This is a genomic window from Streptomyces sp. NPDC093598 (assembly GCF_044764825.1).
In the GTDB taxonomy this organism is placed as follows: domain Bacteria; phylum Actinomycetota; class Actinomycetes; order Streptomycetales; family Streptomycetaceae; genus Streptomyces.
In genome coordinates this window covers 123283-142628 of sequence record NZ_JBIWIV010000003.1, presented here as the reverse complement: position 1 = coordinate 142628, position 19346 = coordinate 123283, and the positions used below count along the sequence as shown (strand labels likewise).

Here is a 19346-nt window from a genome sequence, read left to right as displayed (position 1 = left end):
GCGGCGGGCGTCAGCTGAGCGTGACCTGCCGGTTGGTGAGGCCGCCGCGGGCGCGGCGCTCGTCCGCGGTGAGCGGCGCGTCCGTCGCCAGGGCGGCGGCGAGGCGCTCGGCGAACTCCGCCGCCGGCTTCTCGACGTCCTCGGCCTTGACCCCGCTCGGCAGGTCCCACACCGGCACCGTGAGCCCGTGAGCGCGGAAGGAGCCCACCAGGCGGGTGCCCTCGCCGAGGCTGGAGCGGCCCGCGGCGTGCAGCCGCGCGAGGGCGTCCAGAAGCCGCTCCTCGGCGTGCGGCATGACCCACCGCAGATGGTTCTTCTCCGGCGTCTCGCACCAGTACGCGGCGTCCACGCCCTGGAGCTTGACGGTCGGGATGGCCGCGGAGTTGGCCCGCTCCAGGGAGGCGGTCACGTCGGGCGTGGCGTTCTCCGGGTCCGGGACCCAGAACTCGAAGCCGCTGTGCACTTCTGGCTCGAACGCGCCCTCGGGGTCGAGCAGATCCTGCAGCCGCGGGCTGTCGGCCGGGGCGCGGCGGCCCTGGACGGGCGTGCCGGGCTCGGCTTCCAGGGCGCGCTGCAGGGTGTCGGCGAGATCGCGGCTGATGTCGCCCGAGGAGGTGTCGTTCTGCAGGCCGAGCAGGACCGAGCCGTTGTCGCGGCGCAAGGCGGGCCAGGCCATCGGCAGGACCGTGGCCAGGGTGACCGCGGGGACGCCCTCGGGCAGGCCGTCCTTGAGGGTCAGCTCGACCGTGGCCGCCGGCACCAGCTCGCGCAGGGCCACCCAGTCGCACTCGCCGGGCAGGCCCTCGAAGGGGCGGTGCACCAGTTCGGTCGCGGCGTGGGAGGCGGCCCGGCCGTGACAGGCCTTGTAGCGGCGGCCGCTGCCGCAGGGGCAGGGCTCGCGAGCGCCGACGACCGGAACGTCTCCATCAGCACCTGCGGTGCGGGATCCGCCCGTGGTCTGCGGGCGCTTGGCCTTCGTCTGGGGTCGCTTCTTGGCCATCGCTGGGTCTCCCGATTACGGCTCGTCTCGTACGGTCGCGAGCCTAGCCGTTCGTGCCCCCGGTCACGGGTTCCTGTGGACAACACCCGGTCCAGCGCGGCGTACGCGCTCAGTCCATGTCGTCGAAGGCGTCCGCGAAGTCCAGTCCGGGTATCCGGGAGACCGCGGGGGCGGTGACGCGTGTCGCGAAGTCGTCGCGGCGGTGGCCGGCGTCCGGGTCGTGGACGTCGTCGTGGACGATGACCCACACGGTGACCTCGCCGCGGATGTCGTCCCGCACGCCCCAGTCGTCGGCGAGCGCGGTGATGATGTTCAGCCCGCGGCCGCCGTGCGCCGTGACCGACGGGGTCGCGGGGGCGGGGCGGGTCGGGCCGCCGCCGTCCGTGACCTCGACGATGAGCCGGCCGGCCGGGTCCACGCGCCACGCGGCACGGACGTCACCCTCGCCGGCCAGGGCGTCGCCCAGCGGTCTGCCGTGCTTGCACGCGTTGCTCAAGAGTTCGGAAAGGATCAGTACGGCGTCGTCGATGACCGATTCCGCGACTCCACCTCTGCGCAATTGCGTACGCATCCGGTGTCTCGCTTCCCCCACGCCCGCAGGGCCATGGGGTACGGCCATGCTCGACGACGTGGGCACCTCCTGTGCCACCACCAACGCCACCCCCGAGACCTCCTTTGCCCCACGCCACGGTGTGGATGCCCCATTGGCCTGTACCGGAAACCGGCCAATCGACCTCCGGTGACGCATTCACCACGAGTGAATACGGATCGAACGCGCCGGAGCACTCCCTGTCATCGCATGGCTGGAAATCATCGGTGTGGCCGAGAGGGGAGGATCCCGTCCTTCATGGCACGGGGTCAAGAGGTGTGCGTGGGTCTGGTGGGACGCAAGAGGTCAGCGGCCGAGCTGGTCCAGCACCGCGCGCGGACGGTTGGTGATGATGGCGTCGACGCCCAGCCCGACGCAGCGGTCCACGTCCTCGGGCTCGTTCACGGTCCACACGTGCACCTGGTGCCCGGCCTGCTTCAGGCGCTCGATGTACGTGGGGTGGTTGCGCACGATCCGGATGGACGGGCCCGCGATCCGCACGCCAGGGGGCAGCCGACCGTCGCGCAGCCGGGGCGAGGGGAACTGCGTCAGATGGACCGTCGGCAGCGTCGGCGAGGCGGCACGCACGCGGTGCAGCGAGCGGGCCGAGAAGCTCATGACGCGCACCTGGGACTCCTCCGCGGCGGCCGGGGCGTCGAGGCCGAACCGCTTCAGCAGGACCAGCAGCCGGTCCTCGACCTGCCCCGCCCAGCGCGTGGGGTGCTTGGTCTCGACGGCCAGTTCCACACGGCGCCCGGCATCGGCGACGAGTTCCAGCAGCCTCTCCAGGGTGAGGACGGAGGTCGCCTCGCGGTCCTCCGGGCGGTGCTCCCAGTCGGGCTCCTCGTCGCGCCCCCTCCAGGCCTCGCCCCTCTTCCAGGAGCCGAAGTCCAGGGCGGCGAGGTCGGCGAGCTCCAGCGCGGAGACCGCGCCGCGGCCGTTGGACGTACGGTTGATCCGGCGGTCGTGCACGCACACCAGGTGGCCGTCGGCGGTGAGGCGCACATCGCATTCGAGGGCGTCCGCGCCGTCCTCGATCGCCTTGGTGTACGCGGCCAGGGTGTGTTCCGGGGCGTCCTCGGAGGCTCCCCGGTGGGCGACGACCTGAATCACATGCTGTCGTGCGTGGGTCACCGCGTCATGGTGCCACCGAGTGCGGGTACGCGTCCGGTCGGACGGACTCGGCGGATGCACAGGTCCGGACGGAGGCATTGGGATTGACTCCTTATCGCCGCTAATGACCTATATAAAGAATGACCTCGGACGCACAGCCACCGCTTATGGTGCTCTGACGGCCGGTGGGAAAAGCTGACGGCATACAAAGGGACAAGCACCGCTGCATCGCGCCGGACCCGTCGACCGGCGTGAAAAGGCGTGATCGAGTGCGACCCGGAAAACGGCCGTGGATCTAGGAGAGAAGCTGTGAGCACCGAGAACGAGGGCACCGCGGTACCCCCCGCCCCGTCCGCACCCCCCGTGCCGGTGGACGCTCCCGCTGCTCCGGCGCCCCAGGCACAGGCCCCGCGGGGGCCGTACGGGCAGGACGCCCAGGGGCAGCCCCCTCAGGGGCAGGGCTCCTCCGGTGACGCCGGCCAACCCGGCGCCTCCTCCTCCGCCCCCGACCCGTCCTGGCCCCCGCCCCCGCCGCCGACCGCGCCGTACGGCGACGGCGGTTCCGGATCCGGCCCGGGCGGCTGGGGTTCGTCGTACCAGCAGCCGGCGCCGAAGTCCGGCCGCGGGCGTGGCGGTCTGATCGCCGCGATCCTGGCCGCCGCGCTGGTCGCGGGCGGCATGGGCGGCGGGCTCGGCTACGTGCTGGCGAAGAACGACGACGAGAGCACCGGCTCGACGACGGTCTCGGCCTCAGCGAGCGGCGGCGACGTCAAGCGCGACCCGGGCACGACCGCGGGCGTCGCCGCCAAGGCGCTGCCGAGCACGGTCACGATCGAGGCCGAGAGCACCAGCGGCGAGGGCGGCACCGGCACCGGCTTCGTCTTCGACAAGCAGGGCCACATCGTCACCAACAACCACGTGGTGGCGGACGCGGTGGACGGCGGCAAGCTCACCGCCACCTTCCCGAGCGGCAAGAAGTACGACGCCGAGGTGGTCGGTCACGCGCAGGGCTACGACGTGGCGGTCATCAAGCTGAAGAACGCCCCCTCCGACCTGAAGCCGCTCACCCTCGGCGACTCGGACAAGGTGGCCGTCGGCGACTCGACCATCGCGATCGGCGCCCCGTTCGGTCTGTCCGACACGGTGACGACGGGCATCATCAGCGCAAAGAACCGCCCGGTCGCCTCCAGCGACGGCAGCGGCAGCCAGGCGTCGTACATGAGCGCCCTGCAGACCGACGCCTCGATCAACCCGGGCAACTCGGGCGGTCCGCTGCTGGACGCGCAGGGCAATGTCATCGGCATCAACTCCGCGATCCAGTCCACCGGCAACGGCGGCTTCGGCACCGGCCAGTCGGGCTCGATCGGCCTGGGCTTCGCCATCCCGATCAACCAGGCCAAGTACGTCGCCCAGGAGCTGATCAAGAACGGCAAGCCGGTGTACGCGAAGATCGGCGCGTCCGTGTCCCTGGACGACAGCTCCGACGGCGCGCAGATCACCGACCAGGGCGCGGGCGGCGCGTCACCGGTGGAGCCGGGCGGCCCGGCCGCCAAGGCGGGCCTCAAGCCGGGCGACGTCATCATCAAGCTCGACGACCGGGTGATCGACTCGGGCCCCACCCTGATCGGTGAGATCTGGACCCACCAGCCCGGCGACAAGGTCACGATCACCTACGAGCGCGGCGGCAAGCAGCACACGGTCGAGGTCACGCTCGGCTCCCGCGTCGGCGACAACTGACCCCCACCCGCCCGCACCGACCCGTTACCCTTGTCCCCGCGCCGCCGATCACGGCCGGCGCGGGGAGGCGTGCCCGAGCGGCCGAAGGGAACGGTCTTGAAAACCGTCGTGGCAGCGATGTCACCGTGGGTTCAAATCCCACCGCCTCCGCGTTGAGCACAACGCAAGCGGTCCCCGACCTGGGCATTCGGTCGGGGGCCGTTTCATGTGCGCTGTCTGTCGATCACCGTGGTTCCTCGTCGGTTCCCGGTCAATCGGGCACGGCAGGGACACAAGAACCTTCTGCTCCGGAGCTTTAGCCGCATGCCCTACCCCATGGAACGCGTGAAGACGGCCCTCTCCTCCCTGAGGACCTCCTCGTGTTCGGGCTTCAGCGTGATGGGGGCCTCCGCGCGTTCCAGGAGGACGAGGGAGGTGATCAGCAGGTCGCGCGTCAGACCGCGCAGCACCGGATTCCCGACCGAGGAGTATGCGCCGTACAGACCCCGCACGAAAGCCCGGAACGTCGGCAGCTCGATGTCGCAGCTGCCCTGAGAGGTCGGTGTCAGACCGGTCGGTAGCTCCAGGAGCTCCGCCGCACCCCGTGCAAGGGAGAGGTAGAGCCGTCCGCTGTGGTAACCCGCGTCCCACAGCGTCTCTCCACCCAGTTCGTAGGGGTGACTCAATCTGCGATCTCCATACTCGAGGGGAACTCCGGGCGTGCTGCCTTGAGTTCATACGACCGTATAGCCGAAGCCGCACCGCTGGCTCTGCCTGAGTCGATGAGGGGAGCTCCCCGCGCACGCCACTACTCCGGCCGGCACTCGCGAGCGGCGCCCCCGCCCCACCACGACACAGGAGTGGCATGACGAACACCAAGGCGCGCACGGCCGCGCTGATCACCCCCGTCGGGCAGGAAGCCCAGGACGAGGCGAGGGTGCTGGCCGCGGACGGCCGTACGGGCAAGGCCGTGCGGAGATTGCGCAGGGGCTCCTGGCTCAAGCGGGGCCCGGCCCGGGAGGCCGTGCAGATGCTGGCCGACGGGCACGCGCTGCCCACGAGCAACGCCCAGGCGCTGGCTGCCCTGCGCCGACTCGACGCCGCGCTGGTGGGGGAGCTGACCGCGCTGCTCGACGACGGTCAGCAGATCGCCGCAGTCAAACTGCTCCGTGAGCGGACCGGTGTCGATCTGGCCGGCGGCTATCACCTCGTCCTGGAGCTGGGCGGCGAGCCGGGTACGCGCTGAGCATTACGATCACCGGGGCGTGCTGGTCGGAGAAGGGTGGGTGAACGACGTCGTGAGCCGGCGCATCGTCGTCGTCACCGCTGTGCACGGTCCTCATGCCCGGTTCCTGCCGGAGGCCTACGCGTCGTTGTGCGCGCAGCGGCTTCCCGAGGGCTGGGAGTGGCACTGGGTCGTGCAGGAGGACGGGGAGAGCGAGGACGTCAGGCCGTATGTGCCGGGGGACGCCCGGGTGACGTTCCGGCAGGGGCGGGCCGGGGGGCCCGGTGTCGCGCGGACCATGGCGTTGGCGCACGGCGACGGGGCGTACGTGAAGGTCCTGGACGCCGACGACCAGCTGGCGCCGGGCGCGCTCGCGCGGGATCTGGCCGTACTGGAGGGGGATCCGGGCCTCGGGTGGGCGACGTCGCGGGTGCTCGACCTCCTGCCCGACGGGTCGACCGTCGGGTTCCCGGGCGATCCGGACCAGGGGCCGATCGAGCGCGGTGCCGTGCTCGCGCACTGGAAGGCGAACGGCTTTCTCGCGCAGGTGCATCCCGCCTCGCTGTTCGTGCGGCGGGAGTTGCTGCTCGCCCTGGGCGGGTGGATGGCGCTGCCCGCCTCCGAGGACACGGGTCTGCTGCTGGCGCTGAACGCGGTGAGCCGGGGCTGGTTCTCGGGGGAGGTGGGCCTGCTGTACCGGAAGTGGGACGGGCAGGTGACCGGTCAGGCGGCCCATACGGACCGGGCCGAGCGGGAGGTGCGGATGGCTGTCGTCGAGGCCAGGGCCAGGGCGTTGTCCGAACTCCGGTGGGGTGCCCCGGCCGCTCTATGAGAGCAGTTCGGTCTGTGCCGGGGCCGTCGGCGCCAGGCCGTGGCGGGTGTACCACTCCGTGCCGAGCAGGCGTTCCCGCTCGCGCTCGGACAGGGCGGCGATCATGCCGGGCGCGGCTCCCCGTGCCACCTCGCTGCGGTGTGCCAGGACCGCCGCGACCTTCTGGTCGAGCCAGGGGGCGACGTCGACGGTGGCGGTGACGCGTTCGTCCGGGACCGTGCGCAGCGTCTTGCCCACGTGGGCCAGGTGTCCGCCCCATGCCCGGACCGCCGTGTGCGGGTGAGTGGACAGGTACAGGGCGCTCGGCTGCCAGGGCTCGCCGGCGTCCGGGTAGAGGCGTTCCAGCCCGGCGGCCTGGACGGCGAGCGCGGTCACGCGGTGGGTGTGCACATGGTCCTCGTGGCCGGTCAGGCCGCCGTAGGCGTCGTGGGTGACGACGATCTCCGGCCGGAAGTCGCGGAGGTGTGCCACCAGTTGCCCCACCGCCTCGTCCAGCGGGGCGTCGCACCAGCGCGGTCCGCCCGGGGCCGAGTGCGGGACGCGGGAGTCGGCGTAGCCCAGCATGCGCGGCCTGCCGGCGCCCAGGATGTGGAGCGCCTCGGCCAGTTCCGCGGCGCGCGGGGTGTCCGCCGACCAGGTCGCCGTGACGACCGCCGTGCGCGCGCCCGTGGACGCGTGGCGGGCGAGGACACCGCCCGCCGACAGGGACTCGTCATCGGGGTGGGCGAAGACCGCGAGCAGGCTCGGCAGTGGCATCCGGCCTCGCTACGGCCGGCTCGGCGACGGCGGCACCTCGGTGACGCTGATCGCCTGGCTCGGGCACTTCTCCGCCGCCTCCAGGATCTCCGGGTCGTCGCCGGTCCGCTCGCGGCCCGGGCGGACGGCCCCGAGGCCGTCGACGAACTCGAACACCGCCGGGGCCCGGTGGACGCACTCGGCGGAGCCGTAGCAGAGCTCGCGGTCTACGGAGACCTTCATGCCCTCGTGTCCCCCCTCCTGACGGCATCGGGTCCTCGTGGCCGCCGGGAGTTGACTGCCCAGCGCGCCCCCGCCTGAACCGGTCCGGTCACCGCGCGCCTGCGGCGGTCGCCAGCCAGTGGGCGACCCGGCGTACAGCGGCCTCGTCGAGCCGATCGACCAGCGCCCGGACCGTCGTGTCGTCCTCGGGGGTGAGGTCGTAGAGGCCCGCCTTGGTCAGGCCGGCGATGAGGACCTGGTGGCGGCGGCCGGTCATCCGTTCCGCCAGGGTGGCCGGCTCGCCGGGGGAGGGCTCAGGATTCGGCTGAGATACGACGGTCTGCTTCAGCGGGGTGTCGAACCGGTGCCACGCGCCGTCCTTCGGTCCCCACAGGGCGACGGTCGCCTCTTCGCCCCGCGCGCGCAGGGTCTGGGTCATCTCGCCGAGGGCGTGGAGCACCGGTGTGCGGTGGGGCGACTCGGCGGCCGTCTGCCAGGAGTCCGCGGCCGGCCGGTGGAACATGGCGACCCAGCGCGGAGCACCCTGCGGTCGTGGGCTCTCGGGACGTGACTCCACTGCGCTCACCCCTGTACATCGCTGCGGAAGCGGTACGGCAGGGCGACCATAGCTGACGGGTCATCAGTTATCCAGGGTCGGAGAGCAGGGTGGGAGAGCAGGGCCGGAGAGCAGGGTCCGCCGGGGTTGCAGGGCGCGGTCCGCTGGGGAGGATCACCACGTCGTCCGGCACCGGTCCCTCCCCTCGTGGGGACCGGTACCGAACGGTGGAGCTACCGTCGTCCGGTTCGGACGGAAGCTGACCGGATGAGTGCGCTGATGCATCCGGATCCTGCCATTTCCGGCCGTGGACGAGGAGGTTCCGGCACCTGGCGGACGGTATCGCCGCAGGTCAGCCAGATAAGGTGAGTTTTCCGGTCCGGACGTCCAGGCGTGGAAGTGAGGAGCTGAGACCTTGAGTTCCGACTCGGGGGCACGCACCGCCTTCGCGGAACGCCTCGCACTGCTGTACAAGGAAGCCGGCAACCCTCCTCTCAAGCGGGTCTCCGAAGCGGTCGTCCGGCTCCAGCGGGTCGACGAACGCGGGCGGCCCGTGCGGGTGTCCGCCCAGCGCATCAGCGACTGGCGGCGGGCCCGGAACGTACCCGCCCAGTTCCCCGCTCTCGCGGCGGTGCTGCACGTGCTGATCCCCGAGGCGCGACGCGAGCGGCCCACGCCGGTCTCCCCGGGGCTGTACGACCTCGGCCAGTGGCAGCGGCTGTGGGAGAGCGCGGTGGCCGACCCGGTCGGCGAGCGCGCCGCGGCGTCCGCGGCCGAGGAACGGCCTGCGGACGAGGCCGCGCCCGCGCCCGGCGGGGTGTGCCCGTACCGAGGGCTGGCCTCCTACCGCCGGGAGGACGCCCGGTGGTTCTTCGGCCGGGAGCGGAGCACGGACGCGCTCGTCACCCAGCTCGGGGCCGTCGCGGGGGCGGGCGGCCTGGTCATGCTCGTGGGTGCGTCGGGGGCGGGGAAGTCCTCGCTGCTGAACGCCGGTCTGGTGCCCGCCCTGCGGGACGGCGCGCTGGGCGACGGCGACGGGAACGGCCGGGCGCGCAAGGTCGTGCAGCTCGTACCGGGTGGTGATCCGCTGGCGGAGCTGGGCCGGTGCATCCCCGAGCTGGCAGCCGTCGTCCCGGCCTCGACCCCGCCCGGGGAAGCCTCGGCCCGGCCGGAGGCGAGCCGATCCGACACCTCCTCCGCGGCCGAACCCGTCCCCTCCCCCGTCGGGAAACCCACGGCTCAGCGGCCCGGCGGCCCGCCGGCACCGGAACCCGGCACCTCCCGCTTCACCGCCGCCGTCCGTGCCGCCGTCGCCGTCTGGGCCCGGCGCGAAGACCCCTCCGGGGCCCGCCCGGTCGTCATCGTGGACCAGTTCGAGGAGACCTTCACCCTCTGCCCCGACGAGGCGGACCGGCGCACCTTCATCGAGGCCCTGCACGCCGCCTGCTCGCCCGCGGGGCCCGGCGAACCGGCCCCGGCGATCGTGGTGCTGGGCATACGCGCCGACTTCTACGACCGGTGCCTGAGGTATCCCGAGCTGGCCGACGCGCTCCAGCACCGGCACATGGTGCTCGGGCCGCTGACCACCGCGGAGCTGCGCGAGGCGGTGACCGGTCCGGCCAAGGCCGTCGGCCTGGAGCTGGAACCGGGCCTGGCGGAGCTGATCGTCCGGGAGGTCAGTGCCGACGGTCCGCGCGGGGCGCACGACGCCGGCGTCCTCCCGCTCCTCTCGCACGCCCTGCTCGCCACCTGGCAGCGCAGGAAGGCGGGGCGCCTCACGCTGGCCGGCTACCGCGCGGCCGGGGGCATCCAGGGCGCGGTGGCGGCGACCGCCGAGCGGGCCTGGACCGGCCTCGACCCCGCCGCGCGCACGGCGGCCCGGCTGCTCCTGCTCCGCCTGGTCCGGCTGGGCGAGGACACCCAGGCCACGCGCCGGCGCGGGACCCGGCGTCAGCTGGCGGAGGAGTCGACCGACCCCTGCAAGACCGAGGAGTCGCTGGAAGCGCTGGTCCGCGCCCGGCTGGTGACGCTCGACGCGGAGACCGTGGAGATCACCCACGAGGCGCTGCTGCATGCCTGGCCGCGGCTGCGCGACTGGATCGACGAGGACCGGCAGGGCAATCTGCTGCGCCAGCGGCTGGAGGAGGACGGCCGGGCCTGGGAGGAGTCGAACCGCGACACCTCGCTGCTCTACCGCGGCTCCCGGCTGGAGCAGGCCCACGGCTGGGCGAGGTCCGCCGGGGACAGGTTCCTGACCCGCAGCGCGGTGGAGTTCCTGGCCGCCTCGGTCCGGCTGCGCAAGCGGATCACCTGGATCAGCCGGGGCGCGGTGGCGGCGCTGGTGGTGCTGGCGGTGCTGGCCGTCGGGTCGGCCGTCGTCGCCTGGAAGCAGCGGGACGAAGCCGTCTTCGAGCAGGTGCTCGCCCAGTCCGACCGCGTGCAGGACACGGACCCGTCGCTGTCCGCGCAGCTGGACCTGGTGGCGCACGGGCTGCGGCCGGACGACAAGGGCGCGAACAGCCGCCTGATCTCCATCGTGAACGCCCCGCTCGCCACCCCCCTCACCGGCCACACCGGCGCCGTCTACCTCACCACCTTCAGCCCGAACGGACGGGTCCTGGCCACCGCCAGCTACGACAGGACCGTACGGCTGTGGGACGTCGCCGACCCCAAGCGCCCCAAACCCCTCGGCAAGCCCCTCACCGGTCACACGAGCTGGGTGAGCAGCGCGGTCTTCAGCCCGGACGGCCGGACGCTGGCCAGCGCTTCCGACGACGGCACGATCCGGCTGTGGGACGTCACCGACCCCGGGCACCCGACGCCGCTCGGCGCGCCTCTGACCGGCCACGACGGCACGATCTACCTGATCGCCTTCAGCCCGGACGGCCGCACGCTGGCCTCCGCCGGCGACGATCACACCGTCCGGCTGTGGAACATGGCCGACCCCCGCCGGCCCCGGGCCCTGGGCGAGCCCTTGACCGGGCACACGGCCGCCGTGCGCTCGGTGGCCTTCGGCCCGGACGGCCGGACGCTGGCCGCGGGCGGCGACGACGGCACGATCCGGCTCTGGGACGTGTCCGAGCCCGGCCGCCCGCAGCCGGCCGGGAAACCGCTGACCGGCCACACCACCACCGTGCACTCCGTGGCCTTCAGCCCGGACGGCCGCACGCTCGCCAGCGGCAGCGCGGACGGCACGGTACGGCTGTGGAACACGGCCGGTGAAGGCCGCCCGGCCGCGATCGGCGCGCCGCTCACCGGCCACACGGGGCCGGTCTGGTCCGTGGCCTTCAGCCCCGACGGGAACATGCTCGCCGCGGCCAGCGCGGACAGCACCGCGAGCCTGTGGAAGGTCAGCGATCCGCAGTACCCGTCGCAGGTCGGCGGGCCCCTCGCGGGCAGCAGCGGGGAGATGTACGCCCTCGGCTTCAGTCCCGACGGGCGCACCCTCGCCACCGGGGCGGGCGACAACAAGGTCCGCCTGTGGTCGCTGCCGACATCGGACATGGTCGGCCGGACCGGAGCGTTCCGGCCGGACGGACGGCTGCTCGCGACGGCGGCCCGGGACGGGCGGATCCGGCTGTGGGACGTGCGGACGCCCGGCAGACCGGTGCGGATGGGCGAGCCGTTCCGCCCGGGCAAGGGCGACGTGCGCTCTCTGGAGTTCTCCCCGGACGGCCGCACCCTCGCGGTCGTGACGGGCGACCGGGTGGTGGAGCTGTGGAAGGTCAGCGATCCCGAGCGGCCGGTCCGTCACGGTTCTCCGGCCCCCCTGCACATCCGGTACGCCGACCCGCTGGCCTTCAGCCCGGACGGGCGGGTCCTGGCCACCGCCTACGACGACCGCACCATCCAGCTGTGGAACATCGGCGATCCGGCCCGCCCGCGCCGGCTCGGCGCCCCCGTCACCGGTCACAAGGGCTACGTCAACCACCTCGTGTTCAGCCCGGACGGCCGGACGCTCGCGAGCGGCAGCGCGGACGGCACCATCCGGCTGTGGAACGCGACCGACCCCCGCCGGGTGACCTTGATCGGGGCGCCCCTGCGGGGGCACCTCGGAGCGGTCAACGCCCTCGCCTACAGCCGCGACGGCCGCACGCTGGCCAGCGCCGGTGACGACACCTCGGTCCGCCTCTGGGACATCACGGACCCCGCCGAGGCCTCCGAGCAGGCGAGGCTCACGGGCCACACGGAGGCGGTCGTGTCGCTGACGTTCAGCCGGGACGGCCGCACCCTGGCCAGTGGCGGCAACGACAGCACCGTCCGGCTGTGGAACGTCTCCGACCCCTCGCACGCCACCGCGATCGGCCAGTCGATGAGCCCCCACTCCAAGACCGGTACCTTCCTGGCGTTCAGCCCGAACAGCCACATGCTGGGGGTGTCGAGCGGAGCGGACACCATCCGGCTCTGGGATCTCGACGTCGACACGGCCGTCCGCCGCATCTGCTCGATGACCCGGGGCGTGCTGACGCAGGACGCCTGGCGGGAGTACCTGCCCCGGCTCTCCTATGACCCGCCGTGCGACGGCTGACGAGGCCGTCCCGCACAACAGGCCCGGCCGTCACGGCAGTTGAGTGATACGAGTCACAACCAGGGCATTCCTGACGGTCAGTCGGCTCGCGGTGGGCAAGCGCTTGTTACCCTTGGCCATAGCCCGACCGCTGGTGCATCCCCCGTCGCCAGCGGTCGGGCCTTTTTTCAGAGCAGGTCGAGGCGCATCAGGATCCGGGGGTGACCGGCCAGGACCGAGGTCGTGTCCGCCGCGTGGGCGAAGCCGGCGCGTTCGAAGTTCTTCCGCAGACCCGCGTACGCCATCGTCAGGTCGACCTTGGCGTCGCCGTTGTCCAGGGGATACGCCTCGATCGCCGGTGCGCCCCGGTCCCGGGCGAACTCGACGGCGCCGGCGATGAGGGCGTGCGAGATGCCCTGCTTGCGGTGGCCGGGGCGGACCCGGACGCACCAGAGCGACCAGACGGGCAGGTCGTCGACGTGCGGGATCTTGCGGTTGCGGGCGAAGGAGGTGTCCGCTCGGGGGGCGACGGCGGCCCAGCCGACCGGTTCGTCACCGTCGTAGGCGAGCACACCCGGGGGCGGATCCGCGCGGCACAGCTGCGCGACGTACTCGCCGCGGGCCGGGCCGCGCAGTTCGTTGTTGAGCCCGGAGGGGATCCGGTAACTCAGGCACCAGCACACATTCGCCTGGGGCGACTTCGGCCCGAGCACGGCACGGACGTCCTCGAAGTCCGTGGCCGGGCGGACATCGATGCTCATGCCCCCACGATGTCACGCACCGGGCGGCCGCGCCCCGGGAGCGGGAGTCGACGGTCCATCGCGTCAGTTCTGGACGGACGCCACCCGCAGCAGCCTCAGCTGGCCGATCTCGGTCGCGTTCTTCATCAGCTCCGCGTTCACCCAGGCCACCATGTGGGCGACGGTGTACCCGGGGTCGTTCGGCCAGGGGAACGGGGCCGTGGCGTCCAGGTCCGGGTCGGTGAGGTCGTCCAGGACCTCCAGCCACTGTGTGCGCAGGCCGCGCAGCCACTCGACCGTCGGGGCGCCCGCACCGGGCCAGGCGATGTCCTCGCGGTCGCGGGGCGGGCGGCCCCGGGCGTGGTCGAGGGTGACGCTCCACCACCATCCGAGGTGCCAGCTCACCCAGGCGAGGGTGGGGACGGGGACCGGGTCGGGCTCGGTGTCCGCCCAGTCCGGGACCCAGGTGCCGTCGGGGCCCCGGCGCATCGTCCAGCAGTGCGCCACGGGCTCCCAGAGGAAGTCCTCGGGCTCCAGTCGCTCCAGGTGGTACTCGAACAGCGACCAGGTCAACTCGAACTGCCAGCGCGGAAGTTCCGTACGGGAAGCACTCATCGGACGACCTTACGGGGGCGCCGGGGCGTCCCGGGCCAGTGCCGCCCAGTCGAGGTCCCGCAGCGCGGGCTCCGCGTCGCAGCCCGAGGGCAGGCGGGGCGTGGACTGGAACCAGACGACGGTCAGGCGCGAGCGGTAGGCGACCGGGTCGCGGGCCGGGTCCAGGGCCATGGAGTGGAACGTGCCGAGGCACGCCACCGCGGGCAGCACCTCGACCGGCCCGAGGCCGCCCGCGTACTGGTCGGGGTACTCGCGCCGCGGCGGGACGAGATGCACCGGCGTGCCCGGGCGGGACCGTTCGGCCGCGTGCAGGAGGCCGCGGATCCGCAGGTCGTTCAGCGGCTTGCAGGGATAGCCCTCCAGCATGTCACCGTACGTCGACGAGAACCGCAGGTCGGCGAGGTCCACCGAGCGGCCGGAGGCCAGGACGAGGCGGGTGAGCGCCAGGGCCGGTGATGTGGCGTGCTGTTGCATGGAGGTCTTTCGGTGCTCATGGACGGGGCCGTACGGGCCTTGCTCACGGCCGGTGCCCGGTCATCCGTGCCGCCGACGCGATCGTCGTCCGGGCCTCCCGCTCGGACAGGCCGGTGTGGAGAGCCGCGTCGACCAGGGGAGCCACGAGCGCCGGGCCGATGCCGTCCTCGTAGGCCCGGCAGGCCGCCCAGAACAGGCGGGTGTTGCGCTGCCCCTCGTGCGCGGCCAGGACGAACTGGACCAGGCCCTGGCCGTGTCCGCCGGCCGTCGGCGGCGCGGGGTGGCCGGCGCGGGGCGGCGGGAGCAGCAGCCGCAGGAGGGAGCGCGGGCAGGGTGCGGGGGGCAGGTGCGCGGTGCCCGGGGCGGCGGCGTAGACACCCTGGCCCGTGCGGGAGCCGGGGCCGACGAGGTAGCCGCCGGCGCCCCGGATGTCGATGCCGGGGGCGAGCCGGCCGGCCGAGTTGGGGACGACCACCTCGGGCGGGCCGCTCAGCCACAGGTGACGCCCGCCGGACGGGGTCACCACGACCACCGTCGGCGGGATCGTGAACAGGTGCCGCAGTGCCAGCTCGCGCAGGGCGGCCGAGGAGTCCGTGCCGGTCTTCACGTCCAGGTCGAGGCCGATGAGGTGGTGCGGCGGCAGCCCGCAGGCGATGCCGTAGCCGGTCGCCCAGGGCGCGGCGGCGAACAGCTCGCGGATGCGATCCGGGTCGCTGGAGGCGTCGTACACCCCGTGCCCGAGGCGGCCGCACTCCCCGTGGCAGAGGGACGGGGCGGGGTCGTCGCGGTGGGGGGAGCGCAATGCGGGGAGCTTGGTGCGGGACAGGGGGATGACGGCCAGTCCGCGTTCGGCGGCTGACAGGGCGTGTGCGAGGGCCAGCGTCGTGGCCTGCCGGTCGGTGGTGGCCATGACTCTAGTTTCGTACGTACGTTCGAAAAAGGAAAGGGGGAACGGTTGCGACGCGCCGGGTGGCCCGATACCGGCCGGAAAGTGCGGGAACGCTTCGTCCCTTGCGGTACCCGGGTTCGAGCGCCCCCTTCCGCTCCAGTCCGGTACAGAAGTGACGCATTGGGGTTTATCGACGTGTCCTCACGCTTGCGTGCGAATAGCGGCTTCCGGTGTGGTTCGCCGGGGATTCGGTGGGCAACTCTGGATTCGCGACGTCGAGCACGGCACCGGGGCGGTCGGCCGACTTCCCTGGTCACAGCAGTGGTTCACACACGACCGGCCAGGAGCCGGTGCGTCCTCGGTTCCGAAAGCCCTGGAGGGACAAGAAACATGGCAAGCATCCGTACCGCCCGCGTCATCGCGGCCGTCTCCGCCCTTCCGCTCGCAGTCGCCCTCTTCACCGGTGTCGCGACGGCGGACAACGGCGCCTTCGCGGACAACGGATCCGTCGCGTCCGTCAAGGAGGCCGAGCAGGGCCTCCTCGGCAGCGGCGTCGGCGGCGACAACTTCGGCAACGCGGCCACCACCCAGCAGCAGGCCGTCGGCGACGGCGCCTCGAACCAGAGCAACACCGCCCAGGTCAACGGCTCGGAGCCCACCGCCGTCAACCAGGGCAACGGCAACACCGCCGTCAGCTTCTCCCCGCTGTGGTGGTGAGCTGAGCGGGCCGGTGCGCCGGCACCGGCCCGGGTGGCGTGGGGGTGTGCTTCGTGGGTGACAAGCGTCTGAGCGGCGGTACTCCGGTGCCGCCGCGCAGGCGTTCTCGCGTCCGCGGGGTCTTGACGGGGCACTGTATCTGACGGACAGTCAGAAACTGTGAGCGGTGAGCCGGAGGTCCACGAGGAGTTCGAGGCGCGCCTGAAGGCCTACGAGGGCCTCCCGGCCGCCGCCACCGGGGTCGGCCGGGACCCCGTCAACGAGCCGATGATCAGACACTGGTGCGAGGCCATGGGCGACACCAGTCCCGCGTACACGGGACCGGACGCCATCGCTCCCCCCACGATGCTCCAGGCGTGGACCATGGCCGGCCTCCACCGCCGCCCGGAACGCACGGCCGCGTACGACGAACTCCTCACCCTGCTCGACGAGTCGGGCCACGACGCGGTCGTCGCCACCGACTGCGAGCAGGAGTACCTGCGCCCCCTGCGCCCGGGTGACGAGATCACCTTCGACTCGGTGATCGAGTCGGTGTCCGGCCGCAAGACCACGAAGCTCGGAGCGGGATACTTCGTCACGACCCGTACGGACATCCGCGCGGGCGGCGCACCCGCCGGCACCCACCGCTTCTGCATCCTCAAGTACGCCCCCGCGCACCGGCCTCCGACACCGGCGGAACGCCGCCCCCGCCCCGTCGTCAACCGCGACAACGCCGGCTTCTGGGAGGGCGTGGCCCGCCATGAGCTCCTCATCCAGCGCTGCACCGCCTGCACCGCCCTGCGTTTCCCCTGGCTGCCGGGCTGCAACGGCTGCGGCTCCCCGGACTGGGACACCGTCGAGGCGAGCGGCGAGGGCACGGTCCACTCGTACGTCGTCATGCACCACCCGCCCTTCCCGGCCTTCGAGCCCCCCTACGCGGTCGGCCTGATCGAGCTCGCGGAGGGGGTGCGGATCGTCAGCAACGTGGTGGGGGTGCCGTACGACACGGTGCGGATCGGCATGCCGGTGCGGCTGGAGTTCCGGCGGTACGACGACGAGCTGGTGCTGCCCGTCTTCCAGGGGGTGACGCCGTGAACGTCGGCGACCGCCTCCCGCCGCTGGAGATCCCCATCACCCGCACCCTGATCGTCGCCGGGGCGATCGCCTCCCGCGACTACCAGGACGTCCACCACGACCCGGACCTCGCCCGGCGGAAGGGCTCCCCCGACATCTTCATGAACATCCTGACGACCAACGGCCTGGTCGGCCGCTACATCACCGACCACTTCGGCCCCCGGGCCGTGCTGCGCCGGGTCGCCATCCGGCTCGGCGCGCCCAACCACCCCGGCGACACGATGGTGCTGACCGGCACGGTGGAGGAGGTCGACGGCGACACCGCGACGGTCCGGGTCGTCGGCGCGAACGGCCTCGGCACGCACGTCACGGGCACGGTGACGGTGAGGGCCCCGGCATGAGTCTGCGAGGGCGGGACACGCTCGGCGGGCGCGCGGCCGTCGTCGGCGTCGGGGCCACCGAGTTCACCAAGGACTCGGGCCGCAGCGAACTGCGCCTGGCCGTCCAGGCGGTGCACGCGGCCCTCGCGGACGCGGGGCTGACACCGGCCGACGTCGACGGGATGGTCACCTTCACCATGGACACCAGCCCCGAGATCACCGTCGCTCAGGCCGCGGGCATCGGGGAACTCTCCTTCTTCTCCCGGATCCACTACGGCGGCGGCGCGGCCTGCGCCACCGTCCAGCAGGCCGCCCTGGCGATCGCCGCGGGCGTGGCCGACGTGGTCGTCTGTTACCGGGCCTTCAACGAGCGCTCGGGCCGCCGCTTCGGCTCCGGGGTGCGGCACCGGGAGCCGTCGGCGGAGGGCGCGGCCCTCGGCTGGTCGCTGCCGTTCGGCCTGCTCACCCCGGCCTCCTGGGTGGCCATGGCGGCCCAGCGCTACCTCCACACCTACGGACTGACGCCGGAGGCGTTCGGGCACGTGGCCGTCGTCGACCGCAAGCACGCGGCGACCAACCCGGCCGCGTACTTCCACGGCCGGCCCATCACCCTCGCCGACCACGCCGCCTCGCGCTGGATCGTAGAACCGCTGCGGCTGCTGGACTGCTGCCAGGAGACGGACGGCGGGCAGGCCCTCGTCGTCACCTCCGTCGAACGGGCCCGCGACCTGCCCCACCCGCCCGCCGTGATCGCCGCGGCCGCCCAGGGCGCCGGACGCGCCCAGGAGCAGATGACCGGCTTCTACCGCGGCGACCTGACCGGCCTGCCCGAGTCGGCGGTCGTGGCCCGGCAGCTGTGGCGCACGTCGGGGCTCGCGCCGGCCGACATCGACGTGGGGATCCTCTACGACCACTTCACGCCGTTCGTGCTGACGCAGCTGGAGGAGTTCGGTTTCTGCGGCCCGGGTGAGGCGGCGGACTTCGTGGCCGAGGACCGCCTGCCCCTCAACACGCACGGCGGGCAGCTCGGGGAGGCGTACCTGCACGGCATGAACGGCATCGCCGAGGCCGTCCGGCAGATCAGGGGCACGGCGGCGAACCCGGTACCGGGAGCGGAGCGGGTCCTGGTGACGGCGGGGACGGGCGTGCCCACGTCGGGACTCGTCCTGACCGCCGACCCGCAGGGGTGAACCCGCAGTACCGCGGGCCACGCGCTCCACCTACAGGAGGTGCAGCCGGCCCCACCCCTACAACCTGAGGGGGACCCCGCTTCGGGACCTGCGGCCGATCCGCTCACCGTGCCGTGGCTCATAGCGTTGAGCCATGACCACACTCGTCTGCACGAGCGCTTCGAAGGCGGCCGGACCAGCGGCGCAGACCCTTCCGTACCCGTCGTTCTCGTCGTACGTCAGGGCCCGCCAGCCGGTGCTGCTGCGTACCGCCCGCTCGCTCACCGGCAACCCGAGCGACGCGGAGGACCTGCTGCAGACCGCCCTCGCCAAGACGTACGTCGCCTGGGAGCGCATCGAGGACCACCGCGCCCTGGACGGCTACGTGCGCCGGGCGCTGCTGAACACCCGGACCTCGCAGTGGCGCAAGCGCAAGGTCGACGAGTTCGCCTGCGACGAGCTGCCCGAGCCGGACCCGGTGGCCGCCGGCGACGACCCGGCCGAGCACCAGGCGCTGCGCGACGCGATGTGGCGGGCGATCATGCGGCTGCCCGCGCGGCAGCGGGCGATGGTGGTCCTCAGGTACTACGAGGACCTCAGCGAGGTCCAGACGGCCGAGGTGCTCGGCGTTTCGGTGGGTACGGTGAAGTCGGCCGTCTCCCGGGCGCTCGGCAAGCTCCGCGAGGACGCTGAGCTGGGACTTGTCCGCCAGTGAGGCGGTGCTCCGCCCGACTGTGAGCTGTCCCTCCGGCATGGCGTGATCTGATCGATCGCCCGGTCCTAGTGACATACCGCGCGGTATGTGCGCAGAATC

At 72.8% G+C, this 19346-nt stretch carries 20 protein-coding genes and 1 tRNA gene; 10 read left to right on the top strand and 11 right to left on the bottom strand.

All coding sequences use genetic code 11. The features are described 5' to 3' along the window. Positions 1–10 precede the first annotated feature (10 nt). From ACIRDU_RS12455 to ACIRDU_RS12445, 3 genes are all read right to left on the bottom strand, one after another. A complete protein-coding gene (locus ACIRDU_RS12455; RefSeq protein ID WP_403577710.1) occupies positions 11–1000 on the bottom strand; it encodes a DUF5926 family protein in 990 nt (329 codons plus the stop codon). A 109-nt stretch (positions 1001–1109) separates the two neighbouring features. Next, the gene (locus ACIRDU_RS12450) at positions 1110–1748 is read right to left on the bottom strand and encodes an ATP-binding protein (protein ID WP_403577708.1); all 639 of its coding nucleotides are present in this window, start codon (positions 1746–1748) and stop codon (positions 1110–1112) included. A gap of 147 nt (positions 1749–1895) precedes the next feature. Then, positions 1896–2723: a glycerophosphodiester phosphodiesterase gene (locus tag ACIRDU_RS12445; RefSeq protein WP_403577705.1), complete on the bottom strand. Its 828-nt coding sequence runs from the start codon at positions 2721–2723 to the stop codon at positions 1896–1898. Between the two features lie 288 nt (positions 2724–3011). Here ACIRDU_RS12445 and ACIRDU_RS12440 point away from each other — a divergent pair, with 288 nt between their 5' ends. Further along, a complete protein-coding gene (locus ACIRDU_RS12440) occupies positions 3012–4439 on the top strand; it encodes a S1C family serine protease (protein ID WP_403577702.1) in 1428 nt (475 codons plus the stop codon). 63 nt (positions 4440–4502) lie between these two features. Beyond that, positions 4503–4589: transfer RNA gene (locus tag ACIRDU_RS12435), tRNA-Ser, on the top strand. 158 nt (positions 4590–4747) lie between these two features. Here ACIRDU_RS12435 and ACIRDU_RS12430 read toward each other — a convergent pair. Next, on the bottom strand, positions 4748–5104 hold the full coding sequence (locus tag ACIRDU_RS12430) for a DUF6086 family protein (RefSeq protein ID WP_403577700.1): 357 nt from the start codon (positions 5102–5104) through the stop codon (positions 4748–4750). A 179-nt stretch (positions 5105–5283) separates the two neighbouring features. Between ACIRDU_RS12430 and ACIRDU_RS12425 the strand changes: the two genes are divergently transcribed. Further along, the gene (locus ACIRDU_RS12425) at positions 5284–5664 is read left to right on the top strand and encodes a hypothetical protein (protein WP_403577697.1); all 381 of its coding nucleotides are present in this window, start codon (positions 5284–5286) and stop codon (positions 5662–5664) included. A gap of 40 nt (positions 5665–5704) precedes the next feature. Then, positions 5705–6475, top strand: a complete 771-nt coding sequence (locus tag ACIRDU_RS12420; protein WP_403577695.1) for a glycosyltransferase family 2 protein — start codon at positions 5705–5707, stop codon at positions 6473–6475. Here ACIRDU_RS12420 and ACIRDU_RS12415 read toward each other — a convergent pair. The 3 genes from ACIRDU_RS12415 to ACIRDU_RS12405 form a co-directional block, all read right to left on the bottom strand. Next, positions 6470–7231, bottom strand: a complete 762-nt coding sequence (locus ACIRDU_RS12415) for a PIG-L deacetylase family protein (protein WP_403577692.1) — start codon at positions 7229–7231, stop codon at positions 6470–6472. The genes ACIRDU_RS12420 and ACIRDU_RS12415 overlap by 6 nt on opposite strands. 9 nt (positions 7232–7240) lie before the next feature. Continuing rightward, positions 7241–7453, bottom strand: a complete 213-nt coding sequence (locus ACIRDU_RS12410) for a ferredoxin (protein WP_403577689.1) — start codon at positions 7451–7453, stop codon at positions 7241–7243. A gap of 88 nt (positions 7454–7541) precedes the next feature. Then, positions 7542–8009, bottom strand: a complete 468-nt coding sequence (locus tag ACIRDU_RS12405) for a hypothetical protein (protein WP_403577687.1) — start codon at positions 8007–8009, stop codon at positions 7542–7544. A gap of 394 nt (positions 8010–8403) precedes the next feature. Between ACIRDU_RS12405 and ACIRDU_RS12400 the strand changes: the two genes are divergently transcribed. Continuing rightward, the gene (locus ACIRDU_RS12400; RefSeq protein WP_403577684.1) at positions 8404–12516 is read left to right on the top strand and encodes an AAA family ATPase; all 4113 of its coding nucleotides are present in this window, start codon (positions 8404–8406) and stop codon (positions 12514–12516) included. Between the two features lie 167 nt (positions 12517–12683). Here ACIRDU_RS12400 and ACIRDU_RS12395 read toward each other — a convergent pair whose 3' ends face one another. From ACIRDU_RS12395 to ACIRDU_RS12380, 4 genes are all read right to left on the bottom strand, one after another. After that, positions 12684–13256 (bottom strand): GNAT family N-acetyltransferase, encoded by a 573-nt coding sequence (locus ACIRDU_RS12395; protein ID WP_403577681.1) that lies wholly within the window; start codon positions 13254–13256, stop codon positions 12684–12686. A gap of 63 nt (positions 13257–13319) precedes the next feature. Next, on the bottom strand, positions 13320–13850 hold the full coding sequence (locus ACIRDU_RS12390; RefSeq protein WP_403577679.1) for a DinB family protein: 531 nt from the start codon (positions 13848–13850) through the stop codon (positions 13320–13322). Between the two features lie 9 nt (positions 13851–13859). Continuing rightward, entirely contained in the window at positions 13860–14324 is a 465-nt protein-coding gene (locus tag ACIRDU_RS12385; protein ID WP_403577677.1) for a hypothetical protein, read from the bottom strand. Between the two features lie 43 nt (positions 14325–14367). Continuing rightward, entirely contained in the window at positions 14368–15234 is an 867-nt protein-coding gene (locus ACIRDU_RS12380; RefSeq protein ID WP_403577675.1) for a bifunctional DNA primase/polymerase, read from the bottom strand. A gap of 369 nt (positions 15235–15603) precedes the next feature. Here ACIRDU_RS12380 and ACIRDU_RS12375 point away from each other — a divergent pair, with 369 nt between their 5' ends. The 5 genes from ACIRDU_RS12375 (at position 15604) to ACIRDU_RS12355 (ending at position 19247) form a co-directional block, all read left to right on the top strand. Further along, entirely contained in the window at positions 15604–15930 is a 327-nt protein-coding gene (locus ACIRDU_RS12375) for a hypothetical protein (RefSeq protein ID WP_403577672.1), read from the top strand. 159 nt (positions 15931–16089) lie between these two features. Further along, the gene (locus tag ACIRDU_RS12370; RefSeq protein WP_403577669.1) at positions 16090–17004 is read left to right on the top strand and encodes a bifunctional MaoC family dehydratase N-terminal/OB-fold nucleic acid binding domain-containing protein; all 915 of its coding nucleotides are present in this window, start codon (positions 16090–16092) and stop codon (positions 17002–17004) included. After that, a complete protein-coding gene (locus ACIRDU_RS12365) occupies positions 17001–17384 on the top strand; it encodes a MaoC family dehydratase (RefSeq protein ID WP_403577667.1) in 384 nt (127 codons plus the stop codon). Before ACIRDU_RS12370 ends, ACIRDU_RS12365 begins: the two co-directional genes overlap by 4 nt. Continuing rightward, positions 17381–18553 carry a lipid-transfer protein gene (locus tag ACIRDU_RS12360; protein WP_403577664.1) on the top strand — a complete coding sequence of 391 codons (1173 nt, stop codon included), beginning with the start codon at positions 17381–17383 and terminating at the stop codon, positions 18551–18553. The genes ACIRDU_RS12365 and ACIRDU_RS12360 overlap by 4 nt, the downstream gene beginning before the upstream one ends. Before the next feature lie 133 nt (positions 18554–18686). Further along, positions 18687–19247 (top strand): SigE family RNA polymerase sigma factor, encoded by a 561-nt coding sequence (locus ACIRDU_RS12355; RefSeq protein ID WP_403577662.1) that lies wholly within the window; start codon positions 18687–18689, stop codon positions 19245–19247. The last annotated feature ends 99 nt before the right edge of the window (positions 19248–19346 follow it).

What these genes read in the sequence shown, in the direction of transcription:
- ACIRDU_RS12355 (WP_403577662.1), top strand. Translation starts at nt 18,687, where the DNA reads ATGACCACACTCGTCTGCACGAGCGCTTCGAAGGCGGCCGGACCAGCG.
- ACIRDU_RS12385 (WP_403577677.1), bottom strand. Translation starts at nt 14,324, where the DNA reads ATGCAACAGCACGCCACATCACCGGCCCTGGCGCTCACCCGCCTCGTC.
- ACIRDU_RS12360 (WP_403577664.1), top strand. Translation starts at nt 17,381, where the DNA reads ATGAGTCTGCGAGGGCGGGACACGCTCGGCGGGCGCGCGGCCGTCGTC.
- ACIRDU_RS12380 (WP_403577675.1), bottom strand. Translation starts at nt 15,234, where the DNA reads ATGGCCACCACCGACCGGCAGGCCACGACGCTGGCCCTCGCACACGCC.
- ACIRDU_RS12425 (WP_403577697.1), top strand. Translation starts at nt 5,284, where the DNA reads ATGACGAACACCAAGGCGCGCACGGCCGCGCTGATCACCCCCGTCGGG.
- ACIRDU_RS12395 (WP_403577681.1), bottom strand. Translation starts at nt 13,256, where the DNA reads ATGAGCATCGATGTCCGCCCGGCCACGGACTTCGAGGACGTCCGTGCC.
- ACIRDU_RS12375 (WP_403577672.1), top strand. Translation starts at nt 15,604, where the DNA reads ATGGCAAGCATCCGTACCGCCCGCGTCATCGCGGCCGTCTCCGCCCTT.
- ACIRDU_RS12415 (WP_403577692.1), bottom strand. Translation starts at nt 7,231, where the DNA reads ATGCCACTGCCGAGCCTGCTCGCGGTCTTCGCCCACCCCGATGACGAG.
- ACIRDU_RS12390 (WP_403577679.1), bottom strand. Translation starts at nt 13,850, where the DNA reads ATGAGTGCTTCCCGTACGGAACTTCCGCGCTGGCAGTTCGAGTTGACC.
- ACIRDU_RS12410 (WP_403577689.1), bottom strand. Translation starts at nt 7,453, where the DNA reads ATGAAGGTCTCCGTAGACCGCGAGCTCTGCTACGGCTCCGCCGAGTGC.
- ACIRDU_RS12450 (WP_403577708.1), bottom strand. Translation starts at nt 1,748, where the DNA reads ATGCGTCACCGGAGGTCGATTGGCCGGTTTCCGGTACAGGCCAATGGG.
- ACIRDU_RS12455 (WP_403577710.1), bottom strand. Translation starts at nt 1,000, where the DNA reads ATGGCCAAGAAGCGACCCCAGACGAAGGCCAAGCGCCCGCAGACCACG.